Genomic DNA, 16781 nt, shown 5'->3' with positions numbered 1-16781 from the left:
CCGGGCTCCGGGTCCGCACATGACCGGCCTGCGGGCCGAGGGATACATGGTCTAGACATTTTGGAGTGGTCTGGTCCACTATGGAGGTACACCTGAGGAGTGTGGAACGGCTCCGAGCCGGCACAGGCTGCGCCGTCACTGCCTCCCCGAGGCCGAACTCGTCGGCGGGAAGGACCCTGAGACCAGGGCCATGCCCGCGGAGCGCTGCCGATCGCGGCGCTTGCCCCCCAGGGCCGGACCGTCCCGGTCCGACCGGCGGTCACCCCGGCCAGGTCGCCCACCACCGCGGCCCTCCCTTGGACCCGTGCAGTTGTCTCTTCGCGCCAGCCCCGACCCCGCCCCAGCCCGTCGGGGGCCGGCAGCGAAGGCGGGAACCGCAGGGCCGGCACTGCACCTTTCGCGCTCGACGAGGAGCGACCATGACCAGCACGCACGCATCCCGGGCCGCAGCGACTGCGGCCTACTTGCGCTGCTACCCCTACGACACCTGGCAGATGGCGGTCCACGTGCGCGCACTGGAGCAGCACGCCGGCAACCTCGGGCTCGGCGCCCCCTATGTCTTCCTGGACAACGGCATCTCCTGCCGGACCGTCCAGCCCCAGTTGCGGCTGCTGCTCGCCCGGGCGGCGATGGGATTCATCGACACGGTGCTGGTGCCCGGACGCTGGGTGTTCTCCATCGAGGACCGTACGGCGGACGCCGTCACGGAGTTCCTGCGGGCGGCCGGAGCCCGGGTCTTCGAGCTGCCGCACCGCATGGACGCCTGGCAGTCGCACTCCCGCGAGCAGCACACCGCCGACCGTGGGGCCCCGGACGAGCCCGCCTGCCTGGCGAGACCCTGACCTTCCCGTGAGCCGGTGCGGCGGCGGGCCCGCGGCCGCACCGCGCCGGGCTGATCACTAAAGCCGCCGGCCCGCGCCGGGGTCAGTCTCCCGCCGGGTGCTGGATCGCCTCGCGCAGCCCCCGCGCCGTGGCCGCGATGACCTCATGGGTCACCGCTGGGATGGTGGTCGGCGACCAGGCGGAAACCGGCCCGGTCCGACCACAGGCACACGGAGCTGCTCATCGCCGCGCCGGCGGCCGAGGTGGCGCCTGCCACCACACATGCCATGGTTCCGCCCAGCGCACCGGGATCGGTATTCCAGGCCTCGTCGACCCGCACGCCGGAGTTCCGCTCGTCGCAGCGGCAGGTCTGCGGGCAGAAGCCAACCGTGATCGTCACCCTGACCGTACGTCAGGGTGCGGTCAGGGTTGGGCAGGGGAGGCCCCGGACGTCGTACGGCCGTGCTCCGAGCCAGGCTGTGCCTCATGAACCGAACGCAGCGTCTCACTCTCGCTCTTGCCGCCACCGCGACCGCCGGCGCTCTGACATTGGCCACAGCCACCGCGTCGACCGCCGCCGACCTGCCGCCCAAGCCGTCCGACCCCGGTATACCCACCTCTTTCGACTACCGTGACTGTCCCGAACTCCCGTCCGGTGCCGACCCGGCCGCCTGGCGCTGCGAGGTGATGGTCGCCAACATCCGCATCGTGACCGGTAAAGTCCCCGCCGTCGAGGTGCCGTTGACCGTCACCCATTCCGAGGGACCGCTGCCCGACGGCACCACCGGTCAGGTCTTCGGCGCGATGCATGCCAGTCCGGTCGCCGTCCCCGGCATCCCCGGCCTCAAGCTCCAGCCCGAGTACGCCGGTAACGCAGATTTCATCGGGAACGGCACTATCCGTGGTTCCATCGACATCAAGATCCGCCTCCAGCACCCGGGTCTGCGGCGGACCTGTGCCATCGGCTCCGACCGCGCCCCTGTGACCGTGACTTCGACCGCCTACGGCCCCACCCAGTGGGTGTCCCAGAACCCGCCGATCATCAAGGGTGCGATGTATGACACCACCTTCGCCGTACCCGGCGTGACCGGATGCGGCCCTGCCGTTGACCGTCTGTTGGACCACTGGTTCGCGCTGCCCTCGCCGTCCGGGGCCAATCAGTTCTCGCTGGTGGGTTACTACAGCTTCCGTACCTACGCGGCGCTGAACGGTTCGGCGTGAGCGGGCACTGACTTCAGCGATGCCGGCGCACGTGGCGATGCCGGTGCGGGCGCCCCGGGTGGCGGGGAGTCGATCCGCACCACCCGGGGCGCGCGGTTGGCGCTGTCGCGTGTGGCCGCTGTTCCGGTGGCGTCGACTTCGTCGCCGGGACGCTCCTCCGGTCGCGGGGATCGGCCGCCAGGGGGGTGACCGTGTGCGTACGGGGGAGCCGCACTCCCAGGATGACCGTGCCGCCGATGCCGGCGACAGGTGCCGTATGGGTACCCCGGGGTGGGCCGACCGGCTCAACTACGAGCCTCCATGCGGATGGGCTCGCCCGCGTGTGTTCCGGACCGCCGGCCCGTTCGCGGGCCGCTACGCGGCGTCCCGGGCGGCTGCACTCACCGGTACGTCGGGGTTGCGGAACCAGGAACCCTGGACGGCCCACTGCACCAGCATCAGCAGGAACCCGAGCACCAGGGCGCCCACACCGATGACGCTCACGCCACCGGTCTCGCCGAGCAGCGGCAGGTTGATGGAGGTGGCCCCGTAGGTGGGGTCGGCGTAGATGTTGAACGCCGCGTAGCAGAAGAAGAACAGCAGCGTCAGGCCGCCGATGCCGGGGAAGAGGCCCTTGAACACGAAGTCCCGCACGCTGCGGGTGAGCACCCGGCGGAAGTACCAGACGCAGGCGAAGCCGGTCAGGCCGTAGTAGAAGGCGATGCCCAGGCCGACCGAGGCGATCGAGTCGGCCAGGACGTTGTCGCTGATCAGGGTCAGCATGACGTAGAAGGCGATGGAGGCGAGGCCCATGGCCACCGTGGACCAGGTGGGGGTGAGGAACCTGGGGTGGACCCTTGCGAACTGGGTGGGGATGGCCTTGTGCGCGGCCATCGACAGCGTGGTGCGGGCGGTGGGCAGGATGGTGGTCTGGGTGGAGGCGGCTGACGAGGTCAGCACCATGAAGATCAGCAGTTTGGCGAGGAACCAGCCCAGGCCGGTGCTCCCGAACACCGCGCTGCCGAGGCTGGACAGCACATCGCCGGCGTTGTCCGGATTGCCGAGTCCGATGCCGTTGGTGCCCACGCCCGCGAAGGCCTGGGCCGAGGTCGAGACGAGTGCGTAGATCAGCAGCAGCAGCACGGTGGAGATCACGGCGGCGCGGCCGGGGGTGCGCGCGCTGTCCGCGGTCTCCTCGTTGACCGAGACGGCGGTGTCCCACCCCCAGTAGATGAAGACGGCAGCGAGGATACCTGTGGTCAGGGCTCCGGCCGAGGGCACGTTGAACGGATTGAACCAGGAGGCCGAGATGTGGATCGCCGTTTCAGGCGCTCCGCTGGTGTACGCCTTGACCAGCGCGGTGACCGCGAACAGGATCAGTACGGCCACCTCGAGGCACAGCAGCCAGCGCTGCAGGGCCGCGGAGATCTCGATGCCGATGTAACAGATGGCGGTCATCACGACGATCCACAGCACCCCGGCGAGGGTGGTCCACGTGGTGTTCGCGGCCGGTGAGTCGAGCCCGAAGAGCCGGAAGCCGTAGGAGCCGGCGATCTGCGCCAGGTTCGCCATCACGATGATGTCTGCGAGGACGATGCCCCAGCCGCCCATCCAGCCGGTCCGCGGACCGAAGGCCCGAGCCGCCCAGGTGAACGTGGTGCCGCAGTCCGGGTCGACCTCGTTGAGCTCCTTGTAGGCGTAGGCGATCAGCAGCATCGGGATGAACGCCAGGATGGTGATGATCGGGGCCTGCAGGCCGACACCCGCGACGATCAGTCCCAGCGTCGCGGCGAGGCTGTACGCCGGGGCGGTGGACGCGATGCCGATCGCCACCGAGGAGAAGATCCCCAGCGTGCCGTTCTTGAGGCCCTTTTCGCCGGTACCGGAACCGGTCGGCGGACCGGTGGCGAGCGGCGGAATGGATGAGAGGGGGGATTCGGAGGAATGCGACACCACTCTCGCCCCCTCTTCTTGGCCGATGCAGAGAATGCAGGAGGTAGCAGAATTTCAGCATCACATATCTCACTGCGGGGTGCCTCCGGAGCAGCGGTACCAAGCCGGTAACGCCGACCCGGTGCGTCCGCATCCCGGGCGGTGCGGCTCCGCATCGCCCGGGATCAGCCCTGAAGCACGGTGTCCACCCCGGCGGTGAGCGCCTACGCCCCGGCGCCGGCCATGCCCAGCGCACCCGCTCGCGGCCGCCGATAGCAGCTCGCCATGGCTCAGAACCGCCGGCAGATCTGCTCACTCGCCGACCCGGGCGTTCAATCGGTGGCCAGGGAGGGCAGTGGTTGCCAGGTGGCGGGGAGGTTGCGCATGACCACGGCGCAGTCCAGGGTCGCGCTGCCCGGCGGGAAGCGGTTGGGGTCGTCGAAATAGGAGGACTCGGCGGAGCGTACTTCGCATGCCTCCACCCGCCAGGTGTCGGTGTGCAGCGTCATGCCGTCCAGGCGGCTGCCTGTCCTGGTGGCGGAGAATCCTCTGGCTCCGCGGCGGAAGAACTCCGATGCCTCGTCGAGGTCGGTGAAGAGTTCGCTGGTGCTCAGATCGTCGGTCAGGACGGCGGCGACATCCACGACATCCACGCGGGCGGTGCGGTCCCGAGCGTCGAAGGCGACGCGCAGTACGTCTCGCGTCTCGCGCACCTGGAAGTCCGCCAGGTGATGCTCGCCGGGGAAGAAGCGGCCGCCGGCCCAGGCGTTGAGTCGTGACGCGGTGTCGCGGCGCGGGATGTAGACGCCGGTTTCGGCACCGTCCGGTCCGTCCCACTCGACGGCGAAGCGGTGCGCCGCGTTCTCGCTGCGCAGTCCGACTGCCTGGGGAACCCAGCTGGGCCGGATGCTTCCGAGCCGCAGCAGGCAGATGCCGGCGACCGCATGGCCGCGGACCAGATGCGGACGCAGAGGTGCGGGTATCAGCCGTGCGGCAGTCTGTGGATCGACTCGGTGGTTCACCAGGAGCCGACGTTCGACAATGCTGGAGAGACGGGGCTGCATCATGACTCCTCGCCTTCCGTGGTGGGGCGCCACTTGGTGTGGCGAAGCACGATTTGCTCGGGGCAGACGGCGCTGAGAAACCGGCCCACGCAGATGGCAAGCCGGTCCTCCACGAGCGCGTAGATGATCCGGTTGCTGTCCCGGCGCTCCGTGACCAGGCCCGCCTCCTTGAGCACCTTGGGGTGCCGCGAGATGGACGGCGTGCTGATCGCGAAGCGGCTCGCGATCTGACCGGCAGGGAGCTCACCGCCTCTGAGGTGTTCCAGGATCTGCCGTCGCGTCGGATCGGCGCACACCGTGATCAATAACAGTCATCGCCGGAAGCCGCCAGTAGTCCGCGCCCGAAGGGTGCAATGGGGGGTGGGTCCCGTTGGCCGGCATCTCCCGGCCAACGTACCCAGCGTGGCGTCAGTGCTTGCCGGTGGCGGCGCGGCGGCGCAGGACGAAGAGGCCGCCGGCGCCGACGAGCAGGAACGCGCTGGCGAGCCCCGCGATCGTGGCTGTGTCGTCGCCGCCGCCGGTTGTCGCGAGAACGGTCCCGGTGGTGGAGGCCGAGGGGGACGGCGTCGCCTTCTTCGTGCTGGACGGCGGCGCGGAGTCGTGTGTGGCCGTCGTCGGGGTCGACGACGGCTTCGCGGGCGCGGTCGTCGGCTTGCCGGGCAGGGCGCAAGCGGTGTCGGCGGACGCGGGGTGAACGTCCAGGTACTCGTCGAGGATGTTTCCGGCCCTCACCTGGACGTCCCAGGTGTACCCGGGGAGCCACTCCACGAGGATCGTCCTGGTGACTCCGGCGGCGGTCGGGTGGGCGATGTGCACGCTGCCGACCACTGGTCCGGCCTGCTGTCCGGACGCCATGTGCAGAAGCACGGAGATGTCGGCCGGCGTGCCGGTACCGTCCTTGTCCGTGACCGTGATTGCCGCCATCGGCGCACCGGTGCTCGTGTCGCACAGCGCCTTCGTCCCGGCGCTGAAGTCACCGATGCTGCAGGCGACGGCGGGACCGGCGGCGAGCAGAAGCGCGCCAGCCCCGGCTGCGGTGGCGGCGACCAGTCCGCGCTTGGATATCACAGATTCCTCCACACAGTTCATGACGGCGGGCGTGCCAAAGGCCACGGTGTCCGCACGGTGCCCCGCGCCGGCGCGTGAGCTTCGAGACGGTCATGAAGGGGTCCCGGGCACGAGGGCTTTGGAGGCGTCACTCATCGTCAACTCCCGCGCGACGCCTGTCAACTCGGCGCCCGGAGGGACAAACGGGCAAACCGTCCGGGAGGCGGCCATCGGCCGATATGTCCCCGAGAGTTGATTGGGCGGCGCGCTGTGCTTGTTGGCCGAGCGCCCCGGACTCAGCGGCAGAGCGAATCGATGACACGTGCAAAGTCGGGGAACTCCTGCACGGCTCCCCTGATCACTGACGCCGCAGGCTGGTGGAGTCCGGGCGCGAACTGTTCGGCGATGGCCGCCAGCTCCGGGGCGGGTCGTGCGGGGCCTTCCGGTGAATCGATCGCTTCGAGGGGCCAAAACCCTCGGCCAGCAGCCACAAATAGCCGGCCAGGTCGCGAGCGACCACGCCGACGTCGCCCTCGGAGCCGAGGAATACGACTGGCTGTTCGACGAGCGAGCGGCCAGGGCGGACCAGCCAGAACGCCGCGTAGCCACCGGTGCCGTCCTGACCGAACACGCGGAAGCTGTCGCCGTTCAGCATACGTGCGCGTAGGTCGTGCGCCGGTGCGTAGGGCAGATGCCCGGTCAAGACGGCAGGACCGATCAGGTCCCGGCTGAGTCTGGGGCCTGGGATTGCGGGTACCCGGACGACGTGAGTGGATGAAATCAGGAGGTGACGCCCACCATGACCGGATCATCGCGTCAGGACAGCGGCTCGCAGGACCGTCTCCACGGACCGCACGAGATCGTCAGCCATGCGGAGGACTTCGACGCCGACGCCAGGAAGCGCCAGCATGATGAGGCGCCGGCGAACGCGCCCCACACCGGTGCGGCGGACGCGCTGATCACCAGGAGCCGCGCCCTGCGTGCGGTCCTGCAGGAGCTGCACAGATTCCCGTCGGGCGCTCCGGAGGGCCTGCCGGCATTCGTGGTGGCGTTCCAGCAGCACTACGCGGCGAAGGAGGCGACCGTCCACCCCCTTCTGGAGCATCGTGACAAGGCCGCCTCCGTGGCCGTGGCACGCGACCGCGAGGACGGCGCACAGCTCCTGCGGCGCCTGGACGATGTCATGGCCGGCAAGGTGGCCGTCGAGGCGATGCCGCTCACCACGCAAATCGTGCTCGGCGAAGTCGACCAGTACCTCCTGCACGAGGAGCGCGACCTCGTGCCGTCGATGGAGCGCACGCTCTCGCCCAGCGAGAGCGACCGGCTGGCAAAGGACCTGAAATCCCGCACCCACCGCCGCCCGGCGCTCTGACGGTCAGGCGCCATCGGGCAGGAGTTGGACCAGGCCGACCCAGGTTTGCTCGTCGGCCTCGGTGTGGGCGGCGCGGACCGTCACCGGCCGGGGTGCAGCGGGACGGGCGCTTGGTCGGGAAGCCCGCCCCCGCTGAGGTATCCGACGTTCAGCTCGGTCCCCGTGGTGGCGGCATCCATGAGCACCGCCGGAGGTAACAGCTACTGGCTGGTTCGTCTGCCAGGACGAGCGCCCGCCTGCCGTCCTCGCCGATGGCGATCACCTGGCCGGACCATCCACCTCGCAGGCAGCGCCAGTGTGCCCTCGGCCACTGACAGGGCCGTGCCGGCCTCCACATGCGGATGGCGAGCGTCGGTTTTCGGACAGGTGTAGTCCTTACGCCAGGTGTGCGGGCCGTCGCGTGGGGCTCCAATGTCGCCGTCCTGGTCCGCCTCTGGGGTGGTTGCGAGGTATCTCCGCGCTGGTCGGCGCGGTGCGCCGGGGGCTTGATCGTGGCCTTGCAGGCTACCGAGCGGTATCGGGATACTCGGCGGCACACGTTGGCATGGACGCGATCGTTCCGGTTTCGGCCGTGCCGACACGTTCTCCGGGCCTGCTGTCGATGAGCAGGCCGATCCCCCCATAGGAGCCATCGAGTTGAAGCACCGTCAGATAACCAGGCGCCGTACCGCTCTCGCCGCAGCCGGAGCCGCAGCCGTACTGGCCGCCGGCGTCCTGCTGCCCCACGCCAACGCCGCTCAGCCGTCCACGCCGACCCCCAAGGCGCTCGCCCCGGCCGCCGCGGCGCAGCTCGCCGGCGACCTCACCTCCCGCCTGGGTGAGGGCACCGCGGGCTCGTACTACGACACGAAGACCCAGCAGCTCATCGTCAACGTCCTGAGCACGGACACGGGTCAGAAGGTCCAGGAGGCGGGCGCCGTCCCCAGGACAGTGCGGAACTCCCTGGCCGAATTGCACACCTCGGCCAAGACGCTGGGGGCGCAGCCCCGGATCCCCGGCACCTCGTGGTCCATCGATCCACGCACCGATCAGGTGGTGGTCACCGCGGACAGCACCGTCAAGGGCGCGCAGCTCGACCGGCTCACCACGGCTGTCAAGACGCTCGGCACCACCACCCGGCTGCAGCGGTCGGCAGGTCGCTTCACACCGTTCGTCGCCGGCGGCGACGCGATCTTCGCGAACGGAGCGCGCTGCTCGCTGGGCTTCAATGTCGTCAAGGACGGCCAGCCGTACTTCCTGACCGCGGGTCACTGCGGCGTCGCGTTCAAGAGCTGGTCGGACTCCTCCGGCGGCAAGGAGATCGGCAGCGTCGAGGCCGCCACTTTCCCCGGCCATGACTTCGCGCTGGTCAAGTACACCGACACCAGCGTGGCTCACCCCAGCAGCGTTGACCTGTACAACGGCAACACCCAGACCATCACCCAGGCCGGCGACCCCACCGTCGGCCAGGTGGTGCAGCGCAGCGGCAGCACCACGCAGGTCCACGACGGCACCGTCACCGGGCTGGACGCCACCGTCAACTATCAGGAGGGATCGGTCACCGGACTGATCCAGACCAACGTCTGCGCCGAGCCCGGCGACAGCGGCGGCGCGCTGTTCTCGGGTGACACCGCGGTCGGTCTCACCTCCGGCGGCAGCGGAAACTGCACCAACGGCGGGGAGACGTTCTTCCAGCCGGTCACGGCCGCACTGACCGCCTTCGGCGCGCAGATCGGCTAGCACAACCCATCGCGTACGACCCAGGGGCGGGCCGATGGCCCGCCCCTGGCTTGCGCCCGCGCACTGCGCGCGGCCACGAACGTCTTCCCGCGGCCGATGCCATGCGGCAGGCGGTGCGGTGCGGTGCGGTCCGGTGAGCGGAACGGGACGCGACAGGCCGGCTCCGGCGGGCGATGCTGTCCACCGGCCGTCCGACATCACAGGGGGGCGTTGAGGCGCGCGGGAGTTCCACGGGTCCGGCGTCTGCCGCAGGATTGGAGATTCCGTGACCATCAACGATCTGCCGGCCGCTGAGAGCGGTCCGACGACATCCGTGAACCCCTCGATAACGACTCCGCCGGACAACGTCCCGCCATCGATGAGTATCCACCTGCCGGCCGGCACGGTGAGGGCAGGCCTGCCGACCACGATCCGCGTGATCGCCGACCCCGGCACCGGCTGGGTCTTCCGGAGAAACACCTGGCAGCCGGTTCCTGCGGTCACCTACACACAGACCGAACTCGCCATCACCTGGCAGGATTCCTCGGATCAGATCCTCACCGCGCTCACGGATTATCCGGGGGGTGGCGGCAGCTATTCCCAGACCTTCTCGCAGGCGACCGACTACACGATCTCGGCGACAGGAACGACTTCCGGCGGAGGGCAGGTCCACGCATCCGGGGTGAATCTTCCGGTGAGTCCCGTCGGTCCTCCGGTGTTCACCGTGGTGGCGCCGGCTGACGGCGCCACGGTCGGCCTCGGCCCGAACGGTGGCCCGGTCACTGTGCAACTGAGCAGCGGGACCGACCAGTTCTATCCCTTCTCCGTCAGCATCGCCCATGACGGTGCGATCACGACGGGGCAGTACAGCGGCACGTCGTACTCGTCGACCATCACGCTCACCCCGACGCCGGTGGGGTCACGTTCGATCTCGATCACGTGCACCGACCCCGCGAATCAATCGTCGACCCAGACCCGGTCGCTGGTGGGTACCGACGGCGCGCCGCCGTCGATGACGCTCGATCCGTTCGACGGCAATGTGACCGCCACGTCGTTGCCGTATGTGTTCGCCCTGGCCGGGAAGACGTCGGGTGCGTCGTCGGGCGTGACCGGGGTGTCCTACGCGTTCACCAACGGTCCTTCGGGATCCGCGCAGGACACGTCGGCCGCCGGTGACTGGTCGACCTGGGGGGCGCAGATCTCGCTGCCCACAACCGGAAGGTTCGATTTCACGGTCACCGCGACGGATTCGCGTGGAGGAACCGGCTCCGCGTCCGCGTCGATCACCGTCCACTTGTAGGTGGCCTGGGGACCGAGCGACGGCCCGGTCCCCGTCTTCCGGACGGCCGGGGTTCACCAGTTCCCCGACCGACTCGCTCGGGCACACCGACTCCGCGTCCGGATCCGTGAACCCGCACCCGTAGTCCGCGCTCGACAGCCAGATCCCGAGGTGGTGACATGCAGATCAACTGCTACGTGCCCATCACCGTGCGAGTGGTGGGGGAGCCGACGCAGGAGCAGCTGGAGGCGCTCGGTCAGGCGCTGGCCCGGACGGTGGCGGCGCAGCTGGCCACGGCGGAGCGGGTGCTGGCCGAGCGGGTGCCGGCGGAGCGGCACCGCGGCGAGGCCGTTGAGCGACCGTCGGCTCGGGAGCGGTACGGGCCGGGCCGGGACGCGGCGAAGGACCAGTTCGCGCAGGTGCCCGGCTACGACGACGGCGGCCGCCCGATTGCCGTGCCAGTAGTGCGCAGGGCCCGCCCGCAGGGTGGTGCGCCGACGGAGCCGACAGGCACCCACGGAGCGGCACCGACGGGCACTCACGGAGCGGATGCCGGGCTGCCGTTCGAGGACCGGCTACTGCTCGAAGCGAGCCGGTTCCTCGAGATCGACGGACGCCGTGACATGGCCCTGCTCCAGCGAGTGGTGAACTGGTACGCCGACACCGTAAATGACGAGGCATTCAGGGACGCATTGCGGCGGGACGGCCTCGATTCGTTCCTGCGGGGAGTGCGGGAACGTCTTGTTCGGGAGCAGCCCACTCCTTCAGCCACCCTCGGTGCCGACACCATCCGGATGATCTACGGGGTCACTCCGGAGGAGCCCGAGTACTGGAGGTCACTGAGTTTCGAGGACCGGCGAGCGCCCATCAGGGTCAGCGACCGGACGCGTGCGATATTGCATGACCGGACTGTGGTGATCGAGGGTCCGGGGGATCAGCACGACGATCGCGTCATCGTTCACGACAACAGCTGGGAGATGACCCCTCAAGCCCTCCATGCCTTCCTTGTCCAGATGGTCGGGGGGCGGTTGACGCCATTCGAGGAGAACCTTGTCGCGAACTGGAATTCATTGCGGCCGATACCGCAGTTCGACGGCCCGCAGATCGTCGCCTATTACCTCAAATCCGGTGGCAGCGGATGCCGTGAACACCGGATCCACGATCCGAATGGCGACGTCGTGGCCTACTGGACGACTGAGGCGGCGCTCGTCAACGAGGGTCTTGGGCTGATCGACTATCTCCTCATGGCACACGCCGCGCTCCGGCTCGGGGGCTTGGCGCTGCGGGCCGGAGCGCGGATCGTGGCGTCCGGAGCGAGCAGCGAACTCGCCCAGAACACCCTGTTCGCGCTGCGATTGACCACGCGCCGTCTCGGGCGCGGGCTGGGCGCCGCGATGGAGGGCGCCGAGGCCGGAATCGACGTGCCGGGAGTCGGCGCCGGACGGACGACGCCGGCCCTCGTGGAGCTGGAGCGCGAGCCGTCCGCGATCGCACCGGAGGCGCACCGGGCGCCCCCGTCCGCGACCGCTCCGCGGACCGTGCCTCCGACGCGGACTCAGACCGTTGCGCCTGAGAGCAGCGCGGCCCCGACAGCGGCCGAGCCGGTAAGCACGGCGCCGGCCGCCACACCTCGGGCGCCGGCTGCGGCCGTTCCCCGTGGTGCTTCGCCCCGTCCGACCGTTCGCGGTGCCCAGGCCGTCCGTAACGCGGTCCGCGTCGTCGCTGTGACCGCGGTGGACCACACGGGCGTACGCCGGGTCATCAGCGGCGATGGCACCCCTGACGGACAGACCGACGTCGATCGTGCCGATGACCGGTCCTGGGAGCAGACCTTCGACCACTCGCCGTCCACCACCACGATCGCCCCGGGCCAGGGCGTCGTGACCACCGCGCCCGAAGTGGCGGCCGGGTTCACCCCGGGTCAGGTCACGGCGTTGCGGCGGATTCTGGCCAAGCGCTTCGATCAGAGCGACATCAGTGTCCTGCAGCGGCTGTGGGACGCCGCAGCGCGGGCGGGCGACGCCGCCATCCTCACCGCGAGCAACAGCCGCCATCTGTTCAACCTGCAACGCAACCGCTTCTGGCGCCGGGTCGCCGCGGATCCGTCTGCCCGCAGCCTGTTCACCGACGCGGGCTGCGGTTTCTCGGACGGCGCCCCCTACCTGACGGTGAACGGGCGCCGGATCACCATCACCATCGATCACGTCATCGAGCGGCAGGCCGCCCCGCAGCTGGCCCTTACCGCCTCCAACCTGCGGCTGGCCTTCTCCCGGGAGAACTCGGTCGTGCTGCGGCTGTTGAACCAGCTGGATCCCTTCCAATGAGGGCGGCAGGCACCGGCACCGAGGTCGGTGACGAAGGACGGCGGACGGAACTGCGGATGGAACGGAGACTTCGATGAGGCGGCGGTATCACCTGCCCGACGATGCCGGCGGGGCCGACGCCATCTCCGACAGCATGTCCCGGCCGGCAGGACAGCAGCTGGTCGCGACGGTGCTGGCCGGTGTCGCCCGGGGGGTGCGCGCGGCGGCGGCGGACGAGGTGGCCGTGTCCAAGGGGCCCGCAGGCCGGGCGGCCCCGGAGCCCTTCGCCGACGGGCCCGGGCAAACCGGCGGCGGTCGGTACACGTTGGCCGGCTACGACGGCGGCCCCCCGGTGGGTGTGACGCTGCACGCTGCGGGCTCGCATCCAGCGAGACCGGCGGCTACCGGCGATCCGGCGGCTCCTGCCAGAGCACGAGGTGCGCGGGCCAACGGCACGGCGCACGGCCAAGGCCGGCCACCGGCACCTACCGGCCGCAACGGTGCCGGCCGCGCGGGGAATCAGGACCGGCAGAGACCGCCGGATGCCGCCCCTCCCGCGGCCCGGGTGTTCCCCTTGCCCGGCCAGGCCAGATGGCGTCTGCTCTTCGCCAATCCGGTGACGAGACAGCAAGTGGAGACCTGGGTCTTCCTCAGTGGCGGGCTGCCGGACGGGTTCAGCCTCACCCCCGGTCAGCCGGGCGGCGCGGTGCCGAGCCCGGCCTGGTCCCTCTCGTGGGCCGATTTCAGGAGCCGCCGACAGCAGAACTCCGTCGACTTCACCAGAACCTTTCTGGACCTCCTGACCCCATACGGACAGACCCTGGCGAATCGTGCGCTGCTCGGCGGCGATGCGACCGATGAAGAGGTGGTCGCGTGGGAGGCAAGCCAGAAAGAGAAGACGCGACAATCGGAGGCATACGACCGCCAGTTCGTTCCGGCGCTGGGAATGACTCGCGGAGAAGCGCTCGCACGGCTGTCCTGGGGGCCTTATGAGGTCAATGGGCAGTTCATCTGGATCGGAATCAAGGACGCCAGGACCCGCGCCGAAGTCGAGACATATCCCGTGTCGTCGAATGAGGTCTTCAACCGGGACATACGGTTCTACCTGCGCCACGGTTTATCGGTGAGCCAGGCGGTCGCCGCCTTCACCGCGCAGTGGGACTACATCATCGGCGTCGAGCTGGCGTTCGCCGGAACCGGTGCGGGATACCGGGCGTCGGATGCCGCGGAACTCGAGAGCGAGGCCGAGTTTCTGGAGCGACGGGTGGCCAGGGCGCAAGGCTTCCTCTCCGAGGGCGATATCGCCGCCGCCAGGGCACTGTCGTCACCCGAATCCACGGTGATCCGGACCGAACTGGCGGGGCAGGCCGAGATCGGCGCCGTGCGGCGGGCGGAGACCGGAGCGCCGACCGCAGCCACCAGGGGCGCCCTGACGGATCCGGTCGCCACACCACCCCTGCCGACATCCGTCACTGTCACGCCGGGACGCCGGGTCGGCTTCGCGCCGCAGTCGGCCGCCCATCCGGCACCGACCGACGCCGCTCAGACGCCACCGGCGGGGCACCGGCCGGTCGCCGGGTTCGCCCGCCCTCTCGAGCCACTGTCGCCACATCCACCGGGAGCGACGCCGGAACAACAGACGTACACGCAACTGCCCCCGGCGCGGCAGGTTTCTTCCGCACCGAGCGCACCGGGCGCACCGGGCGGCGGGGCCATCGGACAGCGGTCCGGCGGGCCCACGCAGGCGACGGCAGGTGGTGGCCACAGCGGCGACGGGTCCGGTAACAGCGGAACGACGCGAAGGGTACCCGGTGGTGCGGGCCCGAAGGCCGGGCCGCTCGACTACAGCGGGATGTCCAGAACGGAGTTGCGTACGCTCGCGAAGACGGATCCGGATGCGGCCTATGCGCTGAGTGTGCGCGACGCGGCGGTGGCACGGGCGATCGCCAAGGGGCATGCGGCGGATCACTTCCCCGAGCTCACCACGGATGAACTCACCAAACGGCTCGAAGATGTCGTGACCCGTCCCACTGCGAAGAAGACAGCGGGTAACAGCATTGCGTACTGGGATGAGGAATCGAAGACGATGGTGATCGAGGATCCGGGTCACGAGGACAGTGGCACGGCATTCCGGCCCGATGAGGGACGGGCGTATTTCGACCGCTGGCCTGACGTCGGAGAACGCCCGGTCCGGCGACGGCCACGTCCGCGGCGTGGTTCCCGATGAGACCGAGCCCCGGTCCCCAGCTTCGACCGGACAGCCGACCTGCGGCGCAATCCGCGACGGGATCAGGCAAGGAGGTGGGGTTCCGCGGGCAGCCGCCAACGTGCTCCCCTCAACGGGCCACCTCAGGCGCGGGCAGCACGCACACGGTGTCGAGGCCGAGCACATGGTTGAGCCGGCCGAACGCCAGCCAGGAGCCGATGCTCATGCTCAGTTCCACGATCTCGGGCTGGCTGTAGTGCGCGGTCATCCGCGTCCAGAACTCGTCGTCGAGGCCGTGGTGATCCAGGGCGTACCGCTCGGCGTACTCGGCGGCCAACCGGGTCCGGTCGTCGAAGGCGTCGGTGGTGCGCCACTCGGTCACCGCGTCGGGGAACTCCTCCTCGACCTTCTCGCCGTCCCGTTCTGTCCGCCAATCGAGGCAGAAGACGCACCCGTTGATCTGCGCGATCCGCAGCCGCGCGGCCTCGAACTCGCGCAGCCCCAGGGTCGTATGGGCGTACACCGACAGCGAGAAGTTCGAGGCGGCCATACCTATCTCGGGGACCATGCCGCCCCACACGTACGGGATCGCGTCCTGGCCCTCGGGGATGTCGATGATCATGGCTGTTTCCTTCCGAGTTTTCCGACTGCGGGGCGCAACGGGACGTCGAGCGCGTCATAGAGTCCGGGATCCGCGTCCACGAGCCAGTCGATGGCGCCCACCAGCCGGCCGACCGCGGTGGCGTTCCCGCCCGCGGACCGGTTCTCGCCCTCGTCGGTGGCCTCTATCGTGACCTCGATGCGAGGACGGCCCTCGATGATCACCCGGTGTGCGCCGTCGCCGTCGGGCGGCGTCGGCCAGTCCGGTGCGCAGGACGGGTGGATGCGGGTGACGTGTTCGATGACGATGCGGGGTTCGCCCTCGACGATGCCCTGCACCTCGAACCGCACCGCGCCCTGGGTGCCGGCCTCGAACTCACCCATCGTCCTGGTGCTCACCGTGGTGTCGAGCGCGCGCCGGGCCATGGTCTCGCGGATCTCGTCGAGTTCGACGCCCAGCGCCCTGGCCATCAGCCGCACCTGCCCGCCCCACACCATGGTCGGGATCGTCGGCGCGAGCATCAGCGGCTCGTACTCCATCGGTTGGCCCATGCCGACCAGGTACCGCACCGAGTCTTCCTGGTCGTACGTGGAGTAGTCGAAGATCTCCTGACAGCGGATCACGTCCACTGTGGTGCCGAGCCCGCTGATCAGAAGCGGCAGCACGTCGTTGCCCCAGCCGGGGTCGACGCCGGAGACGAACAGCGAGCCGCCGCCGTCCGCGATGGCGGCCAGCGCCGGATCCCGGAATTCCGGCGGGGCGTTGCGCTGGTCGTAGAGCGCGTACAGCGCGGGGGTGACGACCACGGCTCCGGCCCGGATCGCCCTGACGATGTCGGCGAGGGCCTCGTCGGGGCGGATGTCGCCGGACGCCGCGTACACCACGGCGCCGGGCCCGGTGGCCAGCACCGCGTCGATGTCGTCGGTCGCCGCGACCCCCAGATCGTGGCCGAGCCCGCCGAGATCGCCCGCGTCGCGGCCGACCTTGTCGGGGTTGTGGACGAGCACGCCGGCGATTCTCAGCGCCGGGTGGGCCTCGACGGCCCGGATGGCCGCGCGGCCGACGTTGCCGGTACCCCAAACAACCGTGGGAATCATGGGCCGGAGGGTAGCGAGAGGTCGTAAAGGTTCCTAGTGCAGCGCGTCGCAGGTCCTTTGCCGGTTGGGCGGGCTGGGCGCGGTCACGCCTCGTGGTCGGCGAGGTGGACGGTGGCGGCGGGGTCGAAGGCGTCGTTGGGGTGGCCGGTCGAGAACCGGC

At 69.8% G+C, this 16781-nt stretch carries 15 protein-coding genes; 7 read left to right on the top strand and 8 right to left on the bottom strand.

Features of this window, described 5'->3' with window-relative positions; genetic code table 11:
* The first annotated feature begins 419 nt into the window (after nucleotides 1-419).
* Complete coding sequence (locus QMK24_RS27455; protein WP_283469476.1) at nucleotides 420-842, top strand: hypothetical protein; 423 nt, start codon at nucleotides 420-422, stop codon at nucleotides 840-842.
* 143 nt (nucleotides 843-985) lie between these two features.
* Here QMK24_RS27455 and QMK24_RS27450 read toward each other — a convergent pair whose 3' ends face one another.
* Nucleotides 986-1222 (bottom strand): hypothetical protein, encoded by a 237-nt coding sequence (locus QMK24_RS27450; protein WP_283469475.1) that lies wholly within the window; start codon nucleotides 1220-1222, stop codon nucleotides 986-988.
* Nucleotides 1223-1308: 86 nt separating this feature from the next.
* On the opposite strand from QMK24_RS27450, the gene QMK24_RS27445 reads away from it, so the two are divergent.
* Nucleotides 1309-2043, top strand: a complete 735-nt coding sequence (locus tag QMK24_RS27445) for a hypothetical protein (protein WP_283469474.1) — start codon at nucleotides 1309-1311, stop codon at nucleotides 2041-2043.
* A gap of 354 nt (nucleotides 2044-2397) precedes the next feature.
* On the opposite strand, the gene QMK24_RS27440 is transcribed toward QMK24_RS27445, so the two are convergent.
* From QMK24_RS27440 to QMK24_RS27420, 5 genes are all read right to left on the bottom strand, one after another.
* Nucleotides 2398-3975 carry an APC family permease gene (locus QMK24_RS27440; protein ID WP_283469473.1) on the bottom strand — a complete coding sequence of 526 codons (1578 nt, stop codon included), beginning with the start codon at nucleotides 3973-3975 and terminating at the stop codon, nucleotides 2398-2400.
* A gap of 311 nt (nucleotides 3976-4286) precedes the next feature.
* Entirely contained in the window at nucleotides 4287-5021 is a 735-nt protein-coding gene (locus tag QMK24_RS27435; protein WP_283469472.1) for a DUF2071 domain-containing protein, read from the bottom strand.
* On the bottom strand, nucleotides 5018-5314 hold the full coding sequence (locus QMK24_RS27430) for a metalloregulator ArsR/SmtB family transcription factor (RefSeq protein WP_502962657.1): 297 nt from the start codon (nucleotides 5312-5314) through the stop codon (nucleotides 5018-5020). Before QMK24_RS27430 ends, QMK24_RS27435 begins: the two co-directional genes overlap by 4 nt.
* Nucleotides 5315-5426: 112 nt before the next feature.
* A complete protein-coding gene (locus QMK24_RS27425; protein WP_283469471.1) occupies nucleotides 5427-6086 on the bottom strand; it encodes a hypothetical protein in 660 nt (219 codons plus the stop codon).
* A 337-nt stretch (nucleotides 6087-6423) separates the two neighbouring features.
* Nucleotides 6424-6768: a hypothetical protein gene (locus QMK24_RS27420; protein ID WP_283469470.1), complete on the bottom strand. Its 345-nt coding sequence runs from the start codon at nucleotides 6766-6768 to the stop codon at nucleotides 6424-6426.
* 96 nt (nucleotides 6769-6864) lie between these two features.
* On the opposite strand from QMK24_RS27420, the gene QMK24_RS27415 reads away from it, so the two are divergent.
* The 5 genes from QMK24_RS27415 to QMK24_RS27395 all read left to right on the top strand — a co-directional run bounded on the left by QMK24_RS27415 (nucleotide 6865) and on the right by QMK24_RS27395 (nucleotide 14944).
* Complete coding sequence (locus QMK24_RS27415; protein ID WP_283469469.1) at nucleotides 6865-7437, top strand: hypothetical protein; 573 nt, start codon at nucleotides 6865-6867, stop codon at nucleotides 7435-7437.
* 636 nt (nucleotides 7438-8073) lie between these two features.
* Nucleotides 8074-9156, top strand: coding sequence for a S1 family peptidase (locus tag QMK24_RS27410; RefSeq protein WP_283469468.1), 1083 nt, complete (start codon nucleotides 8074-8076; stop codon nucleotides 9154-9156).
* Between the two features lie 415 nt (nucleotides 9157-9571).
* A complete protein-coding gene (locus tag QMK24_RS27405; protein WP_283469467.1) occupies nucleotides 9572-10435 on the top strand; it encodes a hypothetical protein in 864 nt (287 codons plus the stop codon).
* Nucleotides 10436-10593: 158 nt separating this feature from the next.
* Nucleotides 10594-12738 carry a hypothetical protein gene (locus QMK24_RS27400; RefSeq protein ID WP_283469466.1) on the top strand — a complete coding sequence of 715 codons (2145 nt, stop codon included), beginning with the start codon at nucleotides 10594-10596 and terminating at the stop codon, nucleotides 12736-12738.
* 553 nt (nucleotides 12739-13291) lie between these two features.
* A complete protein-coding gene (locus QMK24_RS27395; protein WP_283469465.1) occupies nucleotides 13292-14944 on the top strand; it encodes a hypothetical protein in 1653 nt (550 codons plus the stop codon).
* Nucleotides 14945-15053: 109 nt separating this feature from the next.
* Here QMK24_RS27395 and QMK24_RS27390 read toward each other — a convergent pair whose 3' ends face one another.
* Together QMK24_RS27390 and QMK24_RS27385 are read right to left on the bottom strand one after the other, a co-directional pair.
* Entirely contained in the window at nucleotides 15054-15545 is a 492-nt protein-coding gene (locus QMK24_RS27390) for a carboxymuconolactone decarboxylase family protein (protein ID WP_283469464.1), read from the bottom strand.
* Nucleotides 15542-16621: an NAD(P)H-dependent amine dehydrogenase family protein gene (locus tag QMK24_RS27385; protein WP_283469463.1), complete on the bottom strand. Its 1080-nt coding sequence runs from the start codon at nucleotides 16619-16621 to the stop codon at nucleotides 15542-15544. Before QMK24_RS27385 ends, QMK24_RS27390 begins: the two co-directional genes overlap by 4 nt.
* Nucleotides 16622-16781: the final 160 nt, after the last annotated feature.

Source organism: Streptomyces sp. PH10-H1 (genome assembly GCF_030063355.1).
Taxonomy (GTDB): domain Bacteria; phylum Actinomycetota; class Actinomycetes; order Streptomycetales; family Streptomycetaceae; genus Actinacidiphila.
The sequence above is the reverse complement of the archived record's forward strand: the minus strand, read 5'-3'. Positions and strand labels throughout refer to the sequence as shown.

Coding starts and splice junctions, on each gene's coding strand:
- QMK24_RS27435 (WP_283469472.1), bottom strand. CDS start 5,021: ATGATGCAGCCCCGTCTCTCCAGCATTGTCGAACGTCGGCTCCTGGTG.
- QMK24_RS27390 (WP_283469464.1), bottom strand. CDS start 15,545: ATGATCATCGACATCCCCGAGGGCCAGGACGCGATCCCGTACGTGTGG.
- QMK24_RS27445 (WP_283469474.1), top strand. CDS start 1,309: ATGAACCGAACGCAGCGTCTCACTCTCGCTCTTGCCGCCACCGCGACC.
- QMK24_RS27400 (WP_283469466.1), top strand. CDS start 10,594: ATGCAGATCAACTGCTACGTGCCCATCACCGTGCGAGTGGTGGGGGAG.
- QMK24_RS27385 (WP_283469463.1), bottom strand. CDS start 16,621: ATGATTCCCACGGTTGTTTGGGGTACCGGCAACGTCGGCCGCGCGGCC.
- QMK24_RS27455 (WP_283469476.1), top strand. CDS start 420: ATGACCAGCACGCACGCATCCCGGGCCGCAGCGACTGCGGCCTACTTG.
- QMK24_RS27415 (WP_283469469.1), top strand. CDS start 6,865: ATGACCGGATCATCGCGTCAGGACAGCGGCTCGCAGGACCGTCTCCAC.